Raw genomic sequence first — 20,616 nt, forward strand, 5'->3', positions numbered from 1 at the left:
ACTGTGTTATTTCCGGTAATCCGTTTCAAACCGGTATTCGCCGGAACCTATATTAAAAACGGCATAGTTGCCTTCCATTCTTTGGAATGCGATGCCCGGGATCCCGCTCACCGGTTTGCCGCTTTCCGTAATATGCTTGTCGCTGGCCGCCGGCAACCATACTTCCGCCGTGGTATTGGCCGGTATCCTTATCTGCAGCTGAAAACGGCTTCCGGCTATTTTCCAGCTGCTTGTAATGGGGCCGCGTACAGAAAGATAGCTGCCCTGCGCATAGGTCAGATCGCCAGCCGGCTGCGGTTTGATGATGATCTTTTTAAAACCCGGAGCTCCGGGGTTAATGCCGAGCAACGAACGGTAAAACCATTCATTTACCGAGCCGAACATGGGGTGGTCCTGTGAATATACATTATCCGAATACGCCCATGTCTCCCACAGCGTAGTGGCGCCATGGTCTATCATATAGCCCCATCCGGGAAAGGTCCGCTGATCGGCGATACGATAAGCAACATCATTCCTGTCTTCCCGGCGCAGGAGGTCCAGCAGCATTTTGGTGCCGAATATGCCAGTGGTCAGGTGCACGTCGTGCCGGTCTATATTGTCTAACAGAATATCCAGCGACTTTTTCTTTTCCTGCCCGACAACCAGCCCGTACCAGAGACCGAACGCCTGGGCCGACTGGGAGGCGCTGTCAAATTTCCCGGTGCCGGCCGTATAGAACCGGCGGATAATAGCCTGTCTGATCCTGTTTTCAAGCGCTCCATACCTTTCGGCGTCAGCCTTTTTGCCGAGTAGCTTTGCAAATGCTGCAATCAGCTTTACATGGTGATAATAAAAAGCAGAAGCGGTAAACGCTTTTGAGGGTTTGTCCAACGATTCGTGGTCGCCGAGATCGGCATCGGATAAATAGTTTTCGGTATGTTCCCGGAGAAATTCAACCTCCCGTCTGAAAGCTTTATAATATTGGGCGATCAGCCGCTTATCCCCATAAAAATTATATAATTGCTCCATCAGATAGGGGAAGCTGAGCTGAAAACCCATAGGGCCGGAATGATCTCCCGGGCCGCTGTCCGCAATACCCACATAGGGAGCGGTTTCGGTAAAGCCTCCTCCGGAACGCTGATCGTTTACATCATCCTGTAATGTCTTCCGGTAAAAATTGGCCATATTGAAATCGAACATAAAGGCATTGCAGGTACAGAACAGGTCCCCGCCGTAACCGAATTTTTCACGGGCGGGGCAATCAGACTGTACGCTGAACATATTGTTCCTAAAAGTCCACCGGATATTCCGGGAAAGCCGGTTGAACATCGGATTGGATGATCCGAAGGTGCCGGCCGGCTCCACATCCGCGCTCATGCACAGGCCTTCTATATCCTGAAGCGACGGTTTACCCGGCCATCCGCTCACTTCTATATACCGGAAGCCATGGAAGGTAAAGCTCGGCGCCCATGTTTCATGTCCTTTGCCTTTTAACGTATAACGGTCTTCCTGCCAGGCGATCCGTGGCGCTCCCGCTCCCCCGTTACCGTTTTTTATCTGCCCTGCTACAGAGGTCATCACATTGATGTTCCCGTCCTTGTATTTATCTTCCCCGTACCGGAGTACAATGGTCGTACCTTGGGGCCCATGCACGTGTATGCGGGCTACGCCGGAAAAATTCTGGCCCATATCAAATACATATATCCCCGGTTTCGGCTCGGCCATGCTTACCGGGCGGATCACTTTTATGATCTTCACCGGGGGCTGCGTTTGTACGGTCAACTTGCCGGAAGGCCCCTTTACCGTTACCGCATCTTTCTGTCCTTTGAACGCTTTCGTACCGGGAACGGCCCATCCCGGCTGCTCCAGCCGGGCATCGTAATGTTCGCCGAGGTAAACGCTGTTCCGTATTACCGGTCCGGGCATGGTCTTCCAGCCTTTGTCTGTCACCAGCGTCTGTACGGTGCCGTCTGTAAAGACAATGCGCAGCTGCGCCTTTACACAGGGCATCCCCGTGGTCAGCGCATCCCTCAGGTTCCTGCTGCCCCACATCCTGAGGGGCAGCGGGTTGTACCATCCGTTGCCCAGCATTATCCCCATGGCATTGGCGCCGTGATGCACAGCGGCGGTCACATCATATACCGAGTACAGAAGCTGTTTGCTATAATTGGTCCAGCCGGGATCCAGCACATGGTCTCCTATTTTCCTGCCGTTGATGCGGGCTTCATAATAACCCAGCCCGCAGATATACAACCTTGCCGAAGCTACTTTCTTTCCGGTGTAAAAGACTCTTCGGAACAAAGGCATGGGGTCGTCCTGATAAAAATCCTCATCCTTTGTGAAGGATTTTCTGCCATCCCCGATCCATAATGCTTTCCAGTCCCCGGCGTGCAGCATGGCCGTCTCAAACCATTGCGGGCTGCTCCAGGGAGAGGCGTTCCCATCCTGGTCATAAACCCTTACCCGCCAGAAATACCGGGTGAACGATTGCAGGGGTTTCCCATTGTATTCAATATGGAGGCTCCGGTCAGTAGTTACTTTCCCTGTAGCCCACATATTGCCTTTCAGCTGAAGTATAGCAGCTTTGTCATCGCTTACGATCAGCTCATAGGCGGACTGCCGCCGGTTCCGTCCTTCCGAGACAAGCGTCCAGCTCAGCCCCGGCCGGGGAGCATCGATACCCAAAGGGTTTTTTTGGTATTCGCAGGTAAGCGTTCCCGGGTTTAATACCGGATGTCCTGCGGTTGCCTGCGCAAAAAACAGGAGCGTCGCCGGAACAATACAAAGACGGAAAAATGTTCTGCTGACTGATTTCAAGGATGATCCATTCTTCATAAGACCGGTTAGCTCAGGTTATAGATTTTTAGGGCATTTTTACAAAAAACTGCCGTTGCTGTTTCGGAGGAATAATCCTCCAGGGCCTCTTCCAGGGCCCGGATCCACCGGTCGTAAGTACCGGCCAGCAATACTACCGGCCAGTCCCCTCCAAACATTAAACGCCCCGGCCCGAAACATTGTATGGCCTGATCGATATAAGGCTTAAGCATTGCCGGTGTCCAGCTGTCCGGATCCGCTTCGGTGATCAGCCCGGAGATCTTGGCGGTTACGTTCGGAAAGGATGCCAGCAGCGCTATATTTCTTTTGTATGCTTCAAAATCCCGGTTCCTGATATCGGGCTTGCCTAAATGATCGAGTATAAACCGCGTTTCGGGACAACGGGCTATCATACGGACCGTTTGCTGCATGACATGCGGTTTGATGCTGATGTCAAAGCTGAATCCATAAGAGGGCAGCAGCTGTAAGCCGGCTATGAATGGGGCGGAGCAGCAAAGTTCCGGTTCATTGTCATACATGCGGCGTACACCTTTCACCAGAGGATGCCGCTTCAGCTCTTCCAGCTCCCGCCTGGCTTCCTTCCCTTTTTCTAAAGGAGCATAAGCCACTATCCCGCGTATACGGTCGTCTTTCCCGGCCTGCTCTTCCACAAAATGGACCTCTTCCATATATTCGTCCGGAAGGCAATCTGCCTGTACAAACACCATGTGCTGGATAGGGAATTGCTTTGCTGCTTCGCGGTAATCCTCTATAAAAAAGGATCTTCGTATGGGCGTTACGGTGTCCAGCCATGGATAATGCATCCGCTTTATATCCCAAAGATGCAGATGGGCGTCTGTCCATGAAAAGTTAAACGGGCTTTCGGTCATACCTGCTAAGATGATCTACAAACGGATAAAGGGTTTACCGGCACTGCATCAGGTGGCGATCCTTGCATTTTTGCGCAGCCGGCTGAGGGCTTTTACAGCCGCTTCCGGGATAAGGCCGTGCCGGTCGGGCGGCACATCCAGCAATAGGTTGGCTCCCCGCCGGCGGATGGCTTTGTATGCACCGGAAAGATCGTCGTCGGATCTCGGGTCATCCCCTTCGACATAAAACCATTCCTTACCGAGCGGAACGCATACTTCCCCGGGCATATAATATTTCTTGCCGTCTATGGTCCTCCATTTCTTATGACCGGATGCCGGCGGTATTGATCTTTCTATGGCAATAAGATCTGAGGGCCAGGCATAGTCCTTGTTGTATTCTTCCCCGTCGCTGATTCCGCTGTTCATCATGATCAGGGCATCCGGTTGCAAGCCGGCGATATGCTGGTATAAAAAGCTCCGGTAGCCTTGACCCAGCACCCCGGGGATATCGATCCAGACCTCTCCGATGGGTCCGTACCGGGTAAGGAGTTCGGTGAGCTGTGCGGTCTGAAAGGTCTGATACATCGAAGAAGTAAAGGGAGCAAGATCCTTTTGATCTCCGGTGGGAAAAGCGTTCATCACCGGAGACCATTTCAGGTCCGAGGGCGTCATGCTGCCGAACTTATGGTGGTTGTCCCAGGAGCAGTAATAGAAGCCGGGAAGTATACCGTATTTCCTGCACGCCTTTACAAATGCAAGCACCACGTCCGTCTTGTTCGGGCTGCTCGCCACCGTATAATCGGTGTATTGGCTGGGCCAGAGGCAATGACCTGAAACATGCTTGGTGGTTAGAACGGCATATTTCATTCCCGCTTCATGCGCCGTGGCGATCCACTGGTCCACGTCAAGCCGGTCGGGAGCATACCGCTCCGGATCTTCGGTTCCTTCAGGCAGTTCTTTTCCTACAAATGTGCTCATGCCAAAGTGGATGAACATACCATAGCCCAACGATTCCCATTGTTTGAGTTTGGACAGACTAAGCCGTTGGGCGCCATTTACACCGGGATCGTCCGGGGTATTTGCCCCCCGGCTACCGGCAAAAGGGCTGCCGGTCAGCAAAGCCCCGGCTCCTACGGCAGAGGACCGGATAAACCTTCTCCTGGATGGATCGGACATAAGAGATGCTTTTTATACAAAATTGTGAAAATTATTGCGGCCATCCCGGATTTTGTTTTAAGTGGGGATCTTTCAGGATCTCGCTGTGCGGAATAGGCATCAGATACATCTTTTCCTCAAACTTCATGGGTTGCGGGTCAAACGGTTGATAGTCGTAGGTAAAATGGCCGTCGGCTTCCTTGGTGATAATGACCCCGTGGTATTTCATATCGTTCAGATAGGCGGTAGCCAGTTTCCATCTCCGCAGGTCCCAGTACCGTTTGTTTTCAAAACACAGCTCGACGTATCTTTCCTGGCGGATGACCTTTCTCATTTCATCCTGGTTCAGGCCTGCGGGAAGCGCTGCTGTGATGCCTGCCCGTTGGCGTATCTCATTCAGGGCGGCATATACGCCGGCATCTGGTCCTTCTGCTTCATTTTGCGCTTCCGCATAGTTTAATAATACTTCGGCGTAACGGATCTCTATCCATGGCTGCGTGCTTCCGTAACCGTAGTGATAGTTGGTGTTGCCGGGGTCTATGGCCTTGACGCAAAAATATCCCGTAAGGGTATTGAATACAGTGTTAGAGGGCACGGAATCATAGTCTCTTCCGCCCCGGAAGACCCTTAGGGTAATGGTTTTCAGCGGCCCGCCGTTGGTTCCGCTGACCTGGGCGCCGTTATAGGCAATATCGGCATAAAATCTGTCGTCCCTTCCCTCGTAAGGATGCTCCGGGTCATATCCGGAGCCGGGGTCGGTGATCAGCTTGCCGTTCTTCATGGGAAATGCGTCCACCAGCTCCTGGAGCGGGGAACATTGTCCTGCATCTCCGTTGGCAATGATAAGCGGTTTTACCTTTGCATCCAGCCCGTGGTATTTCTCCGGCATATGATATTCCACTTCAAAGATGGATTCGCTGTTGGAAGGATCCAGCCAGAGTTTTTTGAGATCGGGATACAGCGAATAGACGTGCAGGTCCATTACGGCCCGGCATGCCTCCGCTGCCTCCTTCCACCGCTGTGCCTGATGATCCGGATTGAACAATGGGCTTGCATAAAACAGCAGGGCCCTGCCTTTGATGGCCAGCGCCGCCCCTTTTGTCGCCCTTCCCTTGTCCGCCTCGGCAGGCAGGCGTTCTGCGGCGGCGTCCAGCTCATCGATAATGAAGGTAAAGCACTCATCTGCTGAATTTCTGGGAATCAGCAGGCTGTCGGAAAGCGATTGCGCTTCGGTGATCAGCGGAACGCCGCCATAGCGTTTTACCAGCCTGAAATAAAAGAAGGCCCTGAGGAATTTCACCTCTCCGATCTCTCTCGTTTTTATACTGGAATCAATATCGGCGGTCTGGATATTTTTGAAGAACTCGTTGCATTTCCGGATAGCGCCATAGGTGCCGGCCCATATATCCATGGGATTATTGGTATCGTTCCAGTCTCCCAATATGATGGAATTGGGGCCGCCCGGGTAATTGCTTCTGGCCTCGTCCGCAATGTTATTGTAGGTGTTATAATCCCATCCGGGCAGGTCGTTATAGATATTGTTTATGTACAGCTGAACAAGGGATGCATCGCTCCACAGATCGGATGAGCTGATCGTTTCCGGATTGTTCCTGTTTAGAAAATCCTTTTTGCAGGTTGCGGCCGATATGGCTATTCCCAAAAGCAAGATAATGTATGTGCTGTTTTTCATGATCGGATGAGTAAAGCATTAAAAACTGAGGTTGAGCCCGGCATTGAACATTCTTTGCTGCGGATAATATTCCCCTTCCCCGCTTTCGGCTTCGGGGTCGAATATCTTTAACTGGGAAACGGTAAGCAGGTTGTATCCTGACAAATAGACTTTCAGGTTATCAATGCCCAGGTCTTTTAGACGGGCGCCCTTGAAGGTATATCCCAATTCTACGGATTTCAGCCGCCCGTAGCCGTTCTTCTTCAGCCATATATCGGAATCCCGGTCGTTGACGGACCTGGAGTTGACCCAGGACAGCGGGTATTTTGCATCCGGGTTATCTTTGGACCAGTAGTCCAGCAGATAAGTGAACGTATTGAAATAGCTGTTGGAAAACATGACCCTTCCCCTGCCGGTAAGCATAAGATTGCTCATCGTGGCTCCCTGGATCAACATATTCAGATTGAAATTTTTCCAGGATGCTCCGATATTCAGTCCGAATATGATCTTTGGAGTCCCGTTATTCTTTGAGAGCACGATCTGGTCATTTGAGGTAATGGCGCCATCCCCGTCCACGTCCTCGTAGCGGATGTCGCCTGCCATGGCTGTTTCACCGAACTCCTTTCCGTCATACCATTGCTGAGCTTCCTCATCGGTTTGAAAAATGCCCAGCGCCTTATAACCCGACCGGAACCCCACGGGCTTTCCAAGCTGCTTCACATAATCAGGCGCGCCCGGTGGGTCGTCGATCTGCACGACCTTGTTAATGGCATAGCTGACCATCCCCTTCAGCTGGTATTGCAGCTTTCCTATGCGGTGAACATGGCTCAGGGAGAGCTCGAACCCCTTGTCGTTCATCTGGGCATAATTCACACTGGGTAATGTCCTGCCGAAAGTGGACGGCACGGATCGCACCTGGCTCCACAGGATATCATACGTGTGTTTATAGAAATAGTCAAATTCAAATCCCAGCTGACCGTCCCATAGCGTCCCGTCCAGTCCTATATCGCTTATGGACGTTTTTTCCCAGGTGATATCGGGATTCGGAAAAACCCCGTAATATGCATTGATCTGTGGTACGCCTCCGAATACAGGTCCTGCACCGCTTTGCAGGGTATACAGCTCTTCATACTGGAACGGTGAAACCCGGTCATTTCCGAGCAGGCCCTGTGAAGCTCTGAGCTTCAGGTTGCTGATAAAGGCGAGACCGGGATTATCCCTGATAAAGGGTTCTTCTGAGATATTCCATCCTGCCGATATATCGGGGAAAAACCCAAACCTTCTTCCTTTGGGAAACTTATAGGAGCCGTCATACCTGAAGGCCACCTCAAAAAGATATTTTCTGGCATAATCATAGTTAAAGCGGCCGACGATGCTTTGCCGGGCGTCGGTAAGGATGCCATAACCGGAGATGGTCTGGTTTTCGGATCCGCTTGCAAAAAGCTGATCCTTGATGTTTGAAGGGAAATCTGCCTTGGAACCGTTGAGGTTATCTCCTCCCCCGTCGGATTGCTCGGCCAGCAGCAGGCCTGTTATATTGCTTTTCCCGAATGAACCGGTATATTCCAGAGAAAGGTTAAATGTGCTGTTGTAAAGTTGCTGATAGGTCTCGTTGAGATAGGTCGGGGCATCCACTACTTTGGTTCCGATGATATTTCCCGACTCATCTTCGTCATACATGGTGTATGGAGTGAAGAATTTTTTATCAAAGTCATATTCCTTGTGCCAGGAGGCCGTTCCTCCGAGTACCAGCCCCTGGGTAATAAAAGGCAGCTTTTGCCTGAACGACAGGGTGCCGTTGAACAGGTTGTCGGTGTTCTGGATATATCCGGACTGGTGGACCATTGCCCAGGGATGGGCGCCGGTGGTGTTGCGGGGCGTTCCGTCGTTGTTGAAAGCCTTCCGGGTGGGATCCTGCACCTTGGTTATAAAAAAGATGTAATTGGCGTCATAGCCCGGAGATGCGGATTTTTCCTGGCGGCCATCCAGCTGAAGCGTCACGGTCAGGTTTTTACTGATATCCGCATCAATATTGCTCCTGAAATTATACCGCTTGAAATTGATGCCGCTGTACATACCATCCTGGTCCACAAAGCCGGCAGAGGCAAAATAGCGGATGTGCTGGGATCCGCCGCTCAGGGTCAGGTTATGATGGGTGACGAATGATCTGTTTTTAAAGGTAAGCGCATACCAGTCGGAGCCATCCCTGCCGCTCCGGTAGTCGTCCAGTTGCTTTTCGGTATAGAACTGGGGCGCCTGGGATGGATTAGACGGATCATAACCCTGGTTGATGAGGGCATCATTGTGGGTTTTTGCATATTGGTAGGCAGACATCACTTTGGGATACAGCGTAGGTTCCTGGAACCCGAAATCTGCCCGGTAGGTGATCTCCGGACTGCCGGTCTTCCCGTGTTTGGTGGTTATTAAAAAAACGCCGTTGGCGGCCCTTGCGCCGTACACCGCAGCAGAGGCATCTTTTAAAATGGTTATGCTGGCGATCTCTGCCGGGTCAATCTGTGAAAAATCGCTGCGGACCACCCCGTCCACCACGACCAGGGGACTGTTATCGTTTAAGGAGCCCATCCCCCGGATCGTAAAGTTTGATCCTTCTCCCGGTCGTCCGTTGGGATTTACGGCGATCACGCCGGGAAGCCTTCCGGACAGGTTGTTGGTGATATTGGGTGCGGGAGAGGACTGCAGCTCGTCTCCCGAGATGGAAGAAATAGCCCCGGTGACATTCATTCTCTTTTGCGTGCCATATCCCACCACCACCACTTCGTTCAGGCCGCTTGTAGCAGTCTTCATGGTCATATTGATCTCAGGGTTTGTTTGTACAGCAACCTCACCCGCATCATATCCTACATAGGAAAAGACAAGCGTATCCCCGCGGCCCGCTTTTATTTCGTAATGCCCGTTCGGATCGGTTACGGTTCCCCGGTCCGTCCCTTTAACCTGTACGGAAACACCGACGAGCGGGTCGGGAGGCGTTTGTGTGCCCACCACCTTTCCGTGTACCTGATCAGCCCCGGCAGGGACCTGCGCATGCGCGGCAGTATATAGCATGGCGGTCAATAATGGGAGGAAAATCCTGAAGGGGCGGGTTTTCGCAGCAGCCGGCTTCTTGCCTGTAGATGAGGATCGCATCATGTTATCTTTTAGCTTTTGGCAGAAATATCATCGTATAGACGATCCGTGACGCACCCTGTGGATGCGGAGGATACGGTCATACTGTATTTATATAAGACACCTTTCCGGTATTTCAATTCAGGGGCTTTCCATGCCTTTTTTCTCAATACGATCTCCTGTTCAGACAACTTTGCCGCTATACTGTTGTGCAAAGCATCTATGGTAATGATGTCCCCGTCTTTTAGCAGGGCGATCAGTCCCCCCTCGTAGGCTTCCGGCGTAATATGCCCTATCACGAAGCCATGTGTCCCGCCCGAAAACCTTCCGTCGGTGATCACCGCGACATTTTTACCCAGCCCCGATCCCATGATGGCTGCGGTAACCTTCAGCATCTCCGGCATACCCGGTCCGCCCTTCGGACCTTCGTACCGGATCACAATCACATCGCCGGAGGATATTTGCTTTAATTCAATGGCGCGGATGGCGGCAAATTCGTCATCGAATACCCTGGCCGGTCCTTCGAATTTTTCTCCCTCTTTGCCCGTGATCTTGGCTACTGCCCCTTCAGGGGCCAGATTCCCGTAAAGGATCTGCAGATGACCGGTGGACTTGATCGGCTTGTTAAAGGGTTGCAATATTCCGGATCCCTCATTCAGCGAGGGCACCCCTTCGAGGTTGTCCGCCAGCGTACGGCCGGTTACGGTGAGGCAGCGGCCGTCCAGCAATCCGGCTTCCAGCAAGCGCTTCATGACGGCGGGCGTACCGCCGGCATCATAGAGGTCTTCCATCAGATACCGGCCGCTGGGCTTCATGTCGGCCAGCAGCGGCGTGGCATTGCTGATCCGCTGGAAGTCCGATAATTGTAATGATATGTCGGCTGCCTGCGCAATGGCCATCAGGTGCAGTACGGCATTCGTGGATCCCCCCAGTGCGATCACCAGGGTGATCGCATTTTCAAAGGAAGCCGCAGTAAGGATATCCGACGGCTTTATATCTTCCGCCAGCAGGTGATAGAGGGCGTTTCCTGCCTGCCGGCATTCCCGTTCTTTTTCCGGGCTTAAGGCCGGATTGGAAGAGCTGTACGGGAGGCTGAGCCCGAGGGCTTCGATCGCAGCAGACATGGTATTGGCCGTGTACATGCCGCCACAGGCGCCTGCCCCGGGGCAGGCGTGGCGGATGATCCCTTCAAAATCCTCCTGAGAAAGCTCCCCGGCTATTTTTTGGCCGTAAGCTTCCAGCGTGGAAAGGATATTGATCTTCCGTTCCTTGTACAATCCCGACCGGATGGTCCCCCCGTATACCATGATGGAAGGCCGGTTCAGCCGGCACATGGCCATGACAGCGCCCGGCATATTTTTATCGCAGCCCATAATGGCAATCAGGCCGTCATACCATTGCGCGTTCACCACGGCTTCTATCGAATCCGCGATAATATCGCGGGAAGGAAGCGAGTACCGCATGCCGGTCGTTCCCATCGTAAGGGCGTCGCCTACCCCGATAGTATTAAAGATCAGCCCTACCATGCCGGACTCGGAGACGGCGTGTTTCACCAGACCGGCCAGATCATTGAGATGCATGTTGCAGGGGTTTCCTTCAAACCATGAGCTGACAATGCCGGCCTGCGCTTTTTTTAGGTCTTCCCGGGTGAGGCCCGCTCCGTGCAGCATGGCCCTGGAAGAAGGCTGGCTCATATCTTCGGTAAGGACGCTGCTGTATTTGTTCAGTTTCTTTGACATAAAACAATGCTCCGCTATATCGGTGTTTGGATTTAATGGAATGAAAAATGCCGGCCGCCCCGTGCTTACGGCGAAGGTATCATGGTCCCGCCGGCATCGCTTGAAGCGTAGGCTGACTCCACTAACTGCATGGTACGGTAAGCGCTGCTGACATGATTGATCAGTATCGTTTGGGACCCTTCCGTATAGCACATCAGATTGGCCATGGAACCGATAAAGGCATCCGGGAACCAGGTCCCTTTCAGCCGAACGGATTTCCATTCGGGCTTTTTTTCTTTTTCAAGCAGTACATATTCGAAGGTATCCGGTACGCCGCTGGGATAATCCAGATTCATCCCCAGTGTGGTCCGGATCGCGCCTTTTGTGCCTTCGAACTTGATAAAAGAATCCTGGTATTTGAGCCCGAACTCATGCCCGTGATTGGTATTGATAAAAGCCCGGATGATATCGTCGTATTCCAGCAGGATAACAGAACGGGTCGATGCCAGCTGCATCATTTTGGGATGTTTTAAGGTTTTGGCGTATATCCCCAAAGGCTCACCGAAAAAATACCGCATCATATCCATATAATGAATGCTGTGATAAAGCATCTCCATGCGGGGAATGCCATACAGGAATTTCCATAGATGCCAGGGGTGGTAGATGTTCATCCTGATCTCCATATCATGAAGATCACCGATCAGGCCCTGGTCTATCATTGCTTTTGCCAGCTGCACTGCAGGGATGAACCGCATCTGGAAATTTACCGCAGCGGTGAATGCTTTATCCTCGCAGATTTTCAGGATCTCCACCGCTGCGGCTATGGTTTCACCCATAGGCTTTTGTATCATTACCGTGGCTTTATCGGGCAAGCCCTTTAATACGCCGGGGATGGCAGAGGCGGGTACGGCCACATCAAATATGGTTTCCCCGGGTACGGCATTTACGAGCTGTTCCTGGCTCTCATAGATCTTGCCGATGTCAAAATTCCGGGCAAGCTGTGCTGCCTTTGAAAAAACAGGGTCGTAAATACCCGTCACCTTCCATCCCGCCTTTGCATAGGCCGGCAAATGCCCGTCGTGCACGATGCCGCCGGCGCCGATGATGGCGATGGGCCCCGGATGGAGGGGCATTTGAGGTTGGTAGTTTATATTAGCCGGAGTTTCCATCATAAGACGTTGAGATAATTTCGAACGTAGAGCAAATTTATTTTCCCGGACCGGCGCATGCCCACACTTTTTACGGGTTTATCTATACTATTTTGCCTTTTTGGGCGTCTTCCTGATAAAACACCTTATATTAGTGTGGATCAGCTGAATATCTCTGAACGCTTGCATTATAAAACACGCTAAATTATCGGTGGCCATGAAAGCAATACTTCAGAAAGTGCCGGTGACTTCCGACACTTCTTTTGCCGTGCAGGAATTCAGATCGCCGTACTTTAGTCTACCCTGGCATTTCCATCCGGAGTGTGAGCTTGTGCTGATAACACAGGGAACAGGAAAACGGTTTGTAGGAGATCATATTGCCTGTTTTGAGCCGGGAGACCTCGTATTGCTGGGTCCTAATTTACCGCATTGGTACCGTAGCGATGCGGCTTATTATGAAGACAATCCGGAACTCAGGGCGGCCTCCCTTGTCATTCAGTTCCCCCCGGACTTTGCCGGCGGGTCCTTCCTGGAGCTGCCGGAAGCGGAGGACATCGGCGAGCTGCTGAAAAAAGCTGTTCTGGGCGTTGAGATCCTCGGGAAAACAAGGAGATCCGTCATATCCATGATGCAGACGCTATGCAACTTAAAGGGTATGGACAGGTTGCTGTGTTTGCTTGCTATATTAAATACGGTAAGCGCTTCGGATGAGATTCGTGCGCTTTCGAGCCCCGGCGTTACCGGTGTGCAGCTCAAGGACTCTATCCGTGTCAACCGGATATATGAATACGTCATGAGCCATTATACAAAGCCCATCCGGCTGCAGGAGGTAGCCGCCGTGGTCAACATGTCCCCTTCCGCTTTTTGCCGTTACTTTAAGACCAGGACGCGCAAAAACTTTATTCTTTTTCTGAATGAGATCAGGATCGGACATGCCTGTAAGCTATTGATCGAAGGAGATTACAGCATCACCGAGATCTGTTACATGAGCGGCTATAATAATGTGGCATTCTTTAACCGCCAGTTTAAAGCGCTTAAAGGCAAAACCCCCAAGGAGTTCAGGCGGGAATATTTGGGCAGGTTTATTGCCGGATAAGTTGCAAATTTGCAGGCTGGCATCGTAATCGATGTCTTTTTGTGGATGTAATTGTTAACATAATGAACGGGATACTGAAGATATCAATCAGCTGCTTTTTGCTGATATTGGTTTTTAATGTCACCAGATCGTTTGCACAGACCGGCCAGGGAGCCACCGGCCGTACCTATCAGAACCCGCTGCCGGTAAAATTCGGGGATCCTTATGTGCTGCACGTAAAAGGCGGCAAATATTATATGTATGGAACCGGCGGCAAGGCCAAAAACGGATTTGCCGCTTATTCCTCAACCGACCTGGTAAACTGGAAAGAAGAGGGTCAGGTATATTATGCAGGCAACAGGAACGGCTGGAGCGATTCTACCGCCGCATTTAACGGGGCGTACTGGGCGCCGGAAGTGTACCAATATAACGGGCGGTTTTATATGTTCTACAGCGCCCAGTGGAAGCAGAATCCCAATAAGGAGACCGAGAACTTCCGGATCGGGGTGGCGGTGGCCGACAAGCCTACGGGACCGTTTGTGGATGTAAGCGAGAAACCGGTCTTTGACCCCGGCTATCCGATTATCGACGCCAACGTGCTTTTCGATAAAAACGGTAAGATTTACCTTTATTATTCCCGCTGCTGCTACAAGCACCCGGTGGAAAGCGAGGTGGCTGCCTGGGCGAGAAAAAGGGAATGGTTCGATACGATAGAGGAAAGCTGGGTATATGGCGTTGAGCTGAAGCCTGATTTCAGCGGGGTAATCGGTCAACCCGTATTGTTGTTACGCCCACCGGTGAAAATGAATGACAGGCAATCGGAATGGGAAAGCCGCTCGGTTACCTCAAAAGAGGTCAACCGGCGATGGACCGAAGGATCTGTCGCCTTTAAAAAAGGAGACACCTATTACATGATGTACTCGGCCAATTATTTCGGGGGTAAAAACTATGCAGTGGGTTATGCCACTTCAAAAAGCCCGCTGGGCCCCTTCACCAAAGCAGCCAATAATCCTGTATTGCAGAAGAACGCGGACAAGGGCGGGGTGGTCACCGGCACCGGACATAACAGCATTACTTATTCCCCCGATGGGAAAGAGATGTTTTGCGTCTATCATGCGCGCACATCGGCGACGGGGGAAAGCCGCGTGGTTTTTATCGACCGGATGAAGATATTAAAAGACGGGATGCTGGTGGTAGAAGGGCCCACGACCACACCGCAGGCGTTGCCCTCGAGCAGATAGCGCAACAGGAATGCTCAGCTTTATTTCCCCACGCTTCTCTGCAGCTGCTCGGGGTATCTTGCTCCCTGAATCGCAATTTTTGAAGCGGCGGTTTCTATTTGTTGCACGTCATCCGGGGATAATGCTATATCGGCTGCAGCGATATTTTCCTGTAAGCGATTTATTTTAGTCGTTCCGGGAATGGGAACGATCCAGGGCTTCCGGGCCAGCAGCCATGCCAGGGCTATTTGTGCAGGGGTGGCGTTTTTTTCTGAGGCAATATCCTTTAATACATCTACCAGGGCCAGGTTGGCTTTTCGGTTTTCTTCAGCAAAACGGGGTAAGGTGTTTCTGAAATCGCCAGGATTGAACTTTGTCTGTTCATTGATGGCTCCGGTCAGGAAACCCCTTCCCAACGGGCTGAAGGGAACAAAGCCGATCCCCAGCTCTTCCAGCGCCGGAAGGATCTCCTGCTCGGGTTCGCGGAAGAACAAAGAATACTCGCTTTGCAATGCCGCTACCGGTTGTATGGCATGCGCCTTGCGGATGGTTGCTATGCCGGCTTCAGATAATCCCCAATACCGGATCTTTCCAGCTTTGATCAGATCCTGAACGGCTCCTGCTACATCCTCCACCGGAACGTCCGGGTCGACCCGGTGCTGGTAGAACAAGTCAATGTAATCCGTCTTCAGCCTTTTCAACGAAGCATCCGCTACTGATCTGATATTTTCAGGACGGCTATCCATACCCATATTGGCTTTGCCTTCCTTAAATCCAAATTTGGTAGCGATGATCACTTTATCCCTAAAGGGCGCCAATGCCTCTCCCAGCAGTTTTTCGTTCTCAAAAGGTCCATAAGCTTCCGCCGTATCAAAAAATGTCACTCCTGCGTCAAAAGCGCCGCGCAACAACTTGATGGCTTCCCGCTTTTCAGCTGCGGGGCCGTAGGCAAAGCTCAGCCCCATGCATCCTAATCCCAAGGCAGAGACTTCTAATCCGCTGTTTCCTAATATTCTTGTTTTCATACGGCCGATAGTTCATTTTACGATAATCAGCTTAAAGGTAAGCAATACTGCCGATGTCCGGCCGACCACTCAGAAATATCTTTTGTGTTCAACATTTTTCAGTAGCCCTTGTCTTTGATCGGACAATCGTTTGCACGTTTCCAGGGTTCTGGCGCTTTTTTCTGTGCTCCAGTATTATGGCTCTCAGCCTCAGAAATGGCGTTTCTATAGCTTTGTTGAGCATATAGGCGCCCAGGAGCGCCGTAATAAAACATAACAGTAACATGAGCGTGCCTTTGGGATCGATGCCCGTTTTTGCGATTTGAGGTTGTATGAGGTGTATAACGCCTTTATGAGAAAGATAAAGCGCATAGGAAAGCTTTGCGATGAGCGTAGTGGCGCGGCTGTTAAAACGGTATAAAACACAGCTGGGGCAGATCGCCGACATGACCAGCAACCCAAAGCCCGCCGAAACAAGCGGGAACCCGAATACGGTAGCATAAAAGCTTTTTTGGTCTTTACACAAGAACCACGCACCCACCAGCACAAGCATACCCAGTATCAGGATGCTGTTTCCGTTTTTGGACAGACGGCCTTTAATGGCGGGTTTGAAGGTAAAAAGAGCCCCGATGGCGATCCCGGCTAAGAGCCCATCAAGACGATTATAAGTTGGATAATAGATCAACCGATACCAGATGATTCCGAAGTCGGATTGATCTTTATGCGGTGCGATCAGAAAGTGCCAGCCGGCGATCCTCACCACTAATCCCAAGACGAAAAGGAGCAGGATTAATATCCAGCCTTTCTTCCAGGCTTTGCCATATATCAAAGCCGCAATTACCCATGGAAAAAGTAAATAAAAATGCTCTTCTACGCATAACGACCATACGTGGGAAAAGGTGCCGTAATTTTTGATGTCGAATCCAAAATTCTGTGTAAATGTCAGAAATTTCCAAAGTGGCGGCAAAGCTTCCTTTTCTCTGAATGCCGGTATCATAAAGTAGATGGATAGTAATACCAAGTACAGTGGAATGATCCTGAAGATCCGTTTAATAAAGAAGTCCGGCACAGAGATAGGCTTTGCCTGGGCCATCCTTCGAAACAGCGGTGTCGATATCAGATATCCGCTCAGTACAAAGAACAGGTCGACGCCCGCCCATCCGAAGCCCATGGTTTCATCTATCCATTTCGGATGATGAAACATCCGGTAATGGTAAAAGACGACCATTATGATAGCCAGGGATCTCAGGTGATCAAGTCCGTAGAGCCTGTCTTTTGTTTCCGGTGCCGCTATATTATATGCCATATCGTGTATGAGGTTGCCTGGATTATGCTTCATTTTCACATTGCGGGGAAAAAGATAAGTATTTTATCGGGAGGTAGTACCTGAAATAACGGGCTTCATTTCAGCGCAAAGTTGGTTAATTCCTAAAATAAAAAACCAGCCTCTTGTGGAAGCTGGTCTGCAATCGATGCTGCAAGTGACTCCGTCAGGATTACTTGTAGTGATCCTGGTTTCTTGGGCCTTACCCAAAGCCTTCTGCACGCTTCGCGTGCCCTGGTCTTTTTGTTTGTCCGCTTTTGAAAGCTCCCGCTTTCATTCGCTCCCAAACAAAAAAGCCCTCCAACTCCGTTGGAAGGCTTTGTGACTCCGTCAGGATTCAAACCTGAAACCTTCTGATCCGTAGTCAGATGCTCTATTCAGTTGAGCTACGGAGCCATTCCTTAAAACCCTGGGGTCTTTTGGGATGGCAAAATTAATCTCTTTTTTGATTTTTGCCAAACGGTTTTTATCTCTCCTGCCGGGGCCCTATTTTCGCAGAAACGCTTCAAATAAAATCTTTATGCAAACCGAGCTCTGGTCCATCGGGAAGGCCAACGAGGCCTACGTGGAAGAAGGTATCAGGCTTTTCTCCGGTCGCCTGCGGCATTATACCGATTTTTCCCTCAGGATCATCCCACCGCCCAGAAATGCCCAGCACCTGCCCATTCCTGAGCAAAAAAGGCAGGAAGCCCGGCTCGTGGAGCAGCAGTGCGAAAAAACGGATTATCTGGTGGCGCTGGACGAAGGCGGCAAACAGATGAGCACCCTGCAGCTGGCCGATTTTCTCCGCCATCAGCAAAACAGCAGCCTGCGCAGGCTGATCTTTCTCATCGGAGGAGCCCATGGGCTGGATGCCGCCGTTCTCAGCCTCGCCCGGGCGCGGCTTTCACTGTCCGACCTTACCTTCCCCCATCAGCTGGTGCGGCTGATCATGACGGAACAGCTTTACCGGGCCTTCACCGTGCTGCGGAACGAGAAATATCATCATCAATAGTTACCTTTACCGATCTTAAGTATTGTCTATGTCGGTTACCCTGCTTATCATCATTGTTACCTGTGTGGTCTCCATCGCAGCCTTCCGGAATCAGCAATTGCTGGAGCGAAGCCTGTTCTGGCCTTATTATGTAAAGCGCAATAATGAGTGGTGGCGCTTTATTACCTGCGGCTTTATCCATGCGGATTACATGCACCTCGCTTTTAACATGATTACCCTGTATTTCTTCGGGCGCATTGCGGAGACCTATATCTTTCCCCGGCTGGAATTTGTGCTCTTTTACGTGCTGGCGCTCGTGGCCTCCAACCTCTACAGCTATTTCCGGCACAAGGATAACTTCGATTACCGTGCGCTCGGGGCTTCCGGGGCGGTTTCGGCGGTAGTCTTTGCCTTTATCATCCTGGCCCCCTGGGAAAAGATCATCATCTTTGTGATCGGGGTGCCGGCCATCCTTTACGGCGTCTTCTACCTGGGCTATTCGGCCTACATGAGCCGGAAGGGATATGACAATATCGGGCATGATGCCCATCTCTGGGGCGGGGTATTCGGCATCGTATATACCCTGGCGTTACGGCCCGAGCTGGGCCGCCTTTTCCTGGAGCAGCTGCTTCATTTCCGCTCCTGATCCGGGCGGCGCGTGATCTTCAGCAGCGACCGGGTATGTTCCGTCACCTTAAACCGGTCGTCTATCCGCTGTCCGGCTATCCATATTATACGCCCCCCGGATTCGACTACCCGTATTTTTTCCTTTTCTGTCAGGGGCAGCTTCCGGTCGATGAAGAAGCGGCTCAGCTTCTTCTTTTTTCGCATGCCCAGCGGGTAAAAGTAATCGCCCTGCTGCCAGGGGCGCAGCAGCAGCGGAAACCGGATATGGGCCGCATCGAGGAGGGCGATGTCCGGGTCCGCAGGCAATACAACACCCGCGCCGGCAGTGGTCTCAGCTTTGACTCCTGACGGAGTCAGGGCGGAGACCGGCAGGGATTCGAAATAAAAGGTACCGGTATCGGTGACCATCAACGCCGGCAGCTTTTCGATCAGGTGGTGGACGGCGGCGGCGCTCTTTAAAGGGGTCACGATGAGCCAGTCCCGGTCGCGCAGCACGCGATGGGTGGAGGAGGCAACCGTCTTCCCCGGGCCGCTGTCCAGCAGTCCGGCGATCTGGACTGCCTGCTCGGGCGAGAAGCAGAATTCCTGGAAAAGCTCGTAGCAAAGGGTATGCAGCGCCTCCTGCTGCTGTAGCAGGCGTACCGGCACGAAGTGCTCCTCTCCTTTCCGGCGCAGCAGCTTTTTCCGTAACCGCTCCACCGCATCCCGGTAGAGCAGCTCCGCCTCGCGGAATCGTCGGGTGTTGGCGGCCAGGTTTTTTTCCACTTCAGGAAAGGCTTTTTTCAGCACCGGCACTACCTGGTGACGGATATAATTGCGGGTATATTTGTCTGAGCTGTTGGAGCTGTCTTCCACGTACGACAGTTCCTTTTCCTCCAGGTAGGCCTTGATCTCCCCTACGGGTGCAAACAGCAGCGGACGTATCACATGCCCCTGGCGCGGCAGAATGCCGTGCAGGCCGGCCATGCCGGTGCCCTTGAAAAAATTGAGCAGCAACGTTTCCACGCTGTCATCCCGGTGCTGTGCGGTAGCAATACAGGAATAACCGTTCTCCTGGCGAACCCGCTCAAACCATTCGTAGCGAAGCTGCCGGCAGGCTTCCTGTATGGTCAGCCGTCGTGCCGCGGCGTACGCTGTAGTGTCGAAGGCAATATGGTGAAAAGGCACCTCGTAATGCCGGGCCAAAGCGGTGACAAAGTCTTCATCGCGTTCCGACTCCCCACCGCGCAGCCGGAAGTTGCAATGGGCGATGGCAAAGGGATAACCTGCCTCCCGGAAAAGATGACAAAGCGCAACGGAGTCCTTGCCCCCGCTTACGGCCAGCAGCACGGTACCGGAAGACGGAATGAGACGGTGTGCATTCACATATTTTTTTAGCGCTTCTAACAGCATAACGATTCAATAAGCCAGCTCCTCATAAGCCGATTGTAATTCATTATAAGCCCGCTGCTCTCCCGCCGCCTTTGCCGCCGCCATCCCCTTTTCAAACACGGCAAGCGCGGCCTCCGCATCGCCCTCCTGCTCCAGCAGCTTCCCCAGCTGATAATAGGATGGCACATAGGCAGGGTTTTTCTTCAGCACCGCTTCAAAAAGCATCCTCGCCTTGTCTGTTGCCCCCGTGCCGAGATACTCCATGGCAAGGGCATGCCGGAGAAAATCATCTTCGGGTTCCCGTGCTAAAAATTCCTGCAGCTGTGCGATCCGTTCCTGCATGGGATGAATTTTCGGTAAAGATACTTTGTTTCATCTGTTCATATTTCGTTTTTAATGGTCAGATGACACCGAAGGTGCATCGAGACCTATGACTATTATTATGAACGAGATAAACCTCGCATATAGGAATATTCCTGGACGATAAATATTATCATGCTCGGTTTATTAATTCCCCCTTTTTTCTCACCTTTGTACGTCACAGGCG

15 protein-coding genes and 1 tRNA gene are annotated in these 20,616 nt (G+C 51.8%); 4 read left to right on the forward strand and 12 right to left on the reverse strand.

Features of this window, described 5'->3' with window-relative positions:
- Positions 1–6: 6 nt before the first annotated feature.
- The 7 genes from ABD851_RS06505 to ABD851_RS06535 all read right to left on the reverse strand — a co-directional run bounded on the left by ABD851_RS06505 (position 7) and on the right by ABD851_RS06535 (position 12,460).
- On the reverse strand, positions 7–2,814 hold the full coding sequence (locus tag ABD851_RS06505; RefSeq protein WP_486303612.1) for a family 78 glycoside hydrolase catalytic domain: 2,808 nt from the start codon (positions 2,812–2,814) through the stop codon (positions 7–9).
- An 8-nt stretch (positions 2,815–2,822) separates the two neighbouring features.
- Positions 2,823–3,683, reverse strand: coding sequence for an amidohydrolase family protein (locus ABD851_RS06510; protein ID WP_344977300.1), 861 nt, complete (start codon positions 3,681–3,683; stop codon positions 2,823–2,825).
- 48 nt (positions 3,684–3,731) lie between these two features.
- On the reverse strand, positions 3,732–4,838 hold the full coding sequence (locus tag ABD851_RS06515) for an alpha-L-fucosidase (protein WP_344977303.1): 1,107 nt from the start codon (positions 4,836–4,838) through the stop codon (positions 3,732–3,734).
- 31 nt (positions 4,839–4,869) lie between these two features.
- A complete protein-coding gene (locus ABD851_RS06520; RefSeq protein ID WP_344977306.1) occupies positions 4,870–6,507 on the reverse strand; it encodes a RagB/SusD family nutrient uptake outer membrane protein in 1,638 nt (545 codons plus the stop codon).
- Between the two features lie 18 nt (positions 6,508–6,525).
- Positions 6,526–9,549 carry a SusC/RagA family TonB-linked outer membrane protein gene (locus tag ABD851_RS06525; RefSeq protein WP_344977309.1) on the reverse strand — a complete coding sequence of 1,008 codons (3,024 nt, stop codon included), beginning with the start codon at positions 9,547–9,549 and terminating at the stop codon, positions 6,526–6,528.
- Positions 9,550–9,641: 92 nt separating this feature from the next.
- A complete protein-coding gene (gene ilvD, locus ABD851_RS06530) occupies positions 9,642–11,348 on the reverse strand; it encodes a dihydroxy-acid dehydratase (RefSeq protein ID WP_344977312.1) in 1,707 nt (568 codons plus the stop codon).
- A gap of 65 nt (positions 11,349–11,413) precedes the next feature.
- A complete protein-coding gene (locus tag ABD851_RS06535; RefSeq protein ID WP_344977315.1) occupies positions 11,414–12,460 on the reverse strand; it encodes a Gfo/Idh/MocA family protein in 1,047 nt (348 codons plus the stop codon).
- Positions 12,461–12,692: 232 nt separating this feature from the next.
- Here ABD851_RS06535 and ABD851_RS06540 point away from each other — a divergent pair, with 232 nt between their 5' ends.
- Together ABD851_RS06540 and ABD851_RS06545 are read left to right on the forward strand one after the other, a co-directional pair.
- The gene (locus ABD851_RS06540; protein ID WP_344977318.1) at positions 12,693–13,571 is read left to right on the forward strand and encodes an AraC family transcriptional regulator; all 879 of its coding nucleotides are present in this window, start codon (positions 12,693–12,695) and stop codon (positions 13,569–13,571) included.
- A gap of 98 nt (positions 13,572–13,669) precedes the next feature.
- Complete coding sequence (locus ABD851_RS06545; protein WP_344977321.1) at positions 13,670–14,791, forward strand: glycoside hydrolase family 43 protein; 1,122 nt, start codon at positions 13,670–13,672, stop codon at positions 14,789–14,791.
- Between the two features lie 20 nt (positions 14,792–14,811).
- Here the strand turns inward: ABD851_RS06545 and ABD851_RS06550 are convergent, their stop codons facing one another.
- The 3 genes from ABD851_RS06550 to ABD851_RS06560 form a co-directional block, all read right to left on the reverse strand.
- Positions 14,812–15,795 (reverse strand): aldo/keto reductase, encoded by a 984-nt coding sequence (locus ABD851_RS06550; RefSeq protein WP_344977324.1) that lies wholly within the window; start codon positions 15,793–15,795, stop codon positions 14,812–14,814.
- Between the two features lie 88 nt (positions 15,796–15,883).
- Positions 15,884–17,080 carry an acyltransferase family protein gene (locus ABD851_RS06555; RefSeq protein WP_344977327.1) on the reverse strand — a complete coding sequence of 399 codons (1,197 nt, stop codon included), beginning with the start codon at positions 17,078–17,080 and terminating at the stop codon, positions 15,884–15,886.
- A 340-nt stretch (positions 17,081–17,420) separates the two neighbouring features.
- Positions 17,421–17,494 (reverse strand) — tRNA-Arg (locus tag ABD851_RS06560).
- Positions 17,495–17,618: 124 nt separating this feature from the next.
- Between ABD851_RS06560 and ABD851_RS06565 the strand changes: the two genes are divergently transcribed.
- Positions 17,619–18,092 (forward strand): 23S rRNA (pseudouridine(1915)-N(3))-methyltransferase RlmH, encoded by a 474-nt coding sequence (locus ABD851_RS06565; RefSeq protein ID WP_344977330.1) that lies wholly within the window; start codon positions 17,619–17,621, stop codon positions 18,090–18,092.
- 28 nt (positions 18,093–18,120) lie between these two features.
- Positions 18,121–18,717: a rhomboid family intramembrane serine protease gene (locus ABD851_RS06570; protein ID WP_344977333.1), complete on the forward strand. Its 597-nt coding sequence runs from the start codon at positions 18,121–18,123 to the stop codon at positions 18,715–18,717.
- Here the strand turns inward: ABD851_RS06570 and tilS are convergent.
- Together tilS and ABD851_RS06580 are read right to left on the reverse strand one after the other, a co-directional pair.
- Positions 18,702–20,063 carry a tRNA lysidine(34) synthetase TilS gene (gene tilS / locus ABD851_RS06575; RefSeq protein ID WP_344977336.1) on the reverse strand — a complete coding sequence of 454 codons (1,362 nt, stop codon included), beginning with the start codon at positions 20,061–20,063 and terminating at the stop codon, positions 18,702–18,704. The genes ABD851_RS06570 and tilS overlap by 16 nt on opposite strands.
- 33 nt (positions 20,064–20,096) lie before the next feature.
- Positions 20,097–20,411, reverse strand: coding sequence for a tetratricopeptide repeat protein (locus tag ABD851_RS06580; RefSeq protein ID WP_344977339.1), 315 nt, complete (start codon positions 20,409–20,411; stop codon positions 20,097–20,099).
- Between the last annotated feature and the right edge of the window lie 205 nt (positions 20,412–20,616).

The sequence above is a fragment of the Compostibacter hankyongensis genome (genome assembly GCF_039541075.1).
In the GTDB taxonomy this organism is placed as follows: Bacteria; Bacteroidota; Bacteroidia; order Chitinophagales; family Chitinophagaceae; genus Compostibacter; species Compostibacter hankyongensis.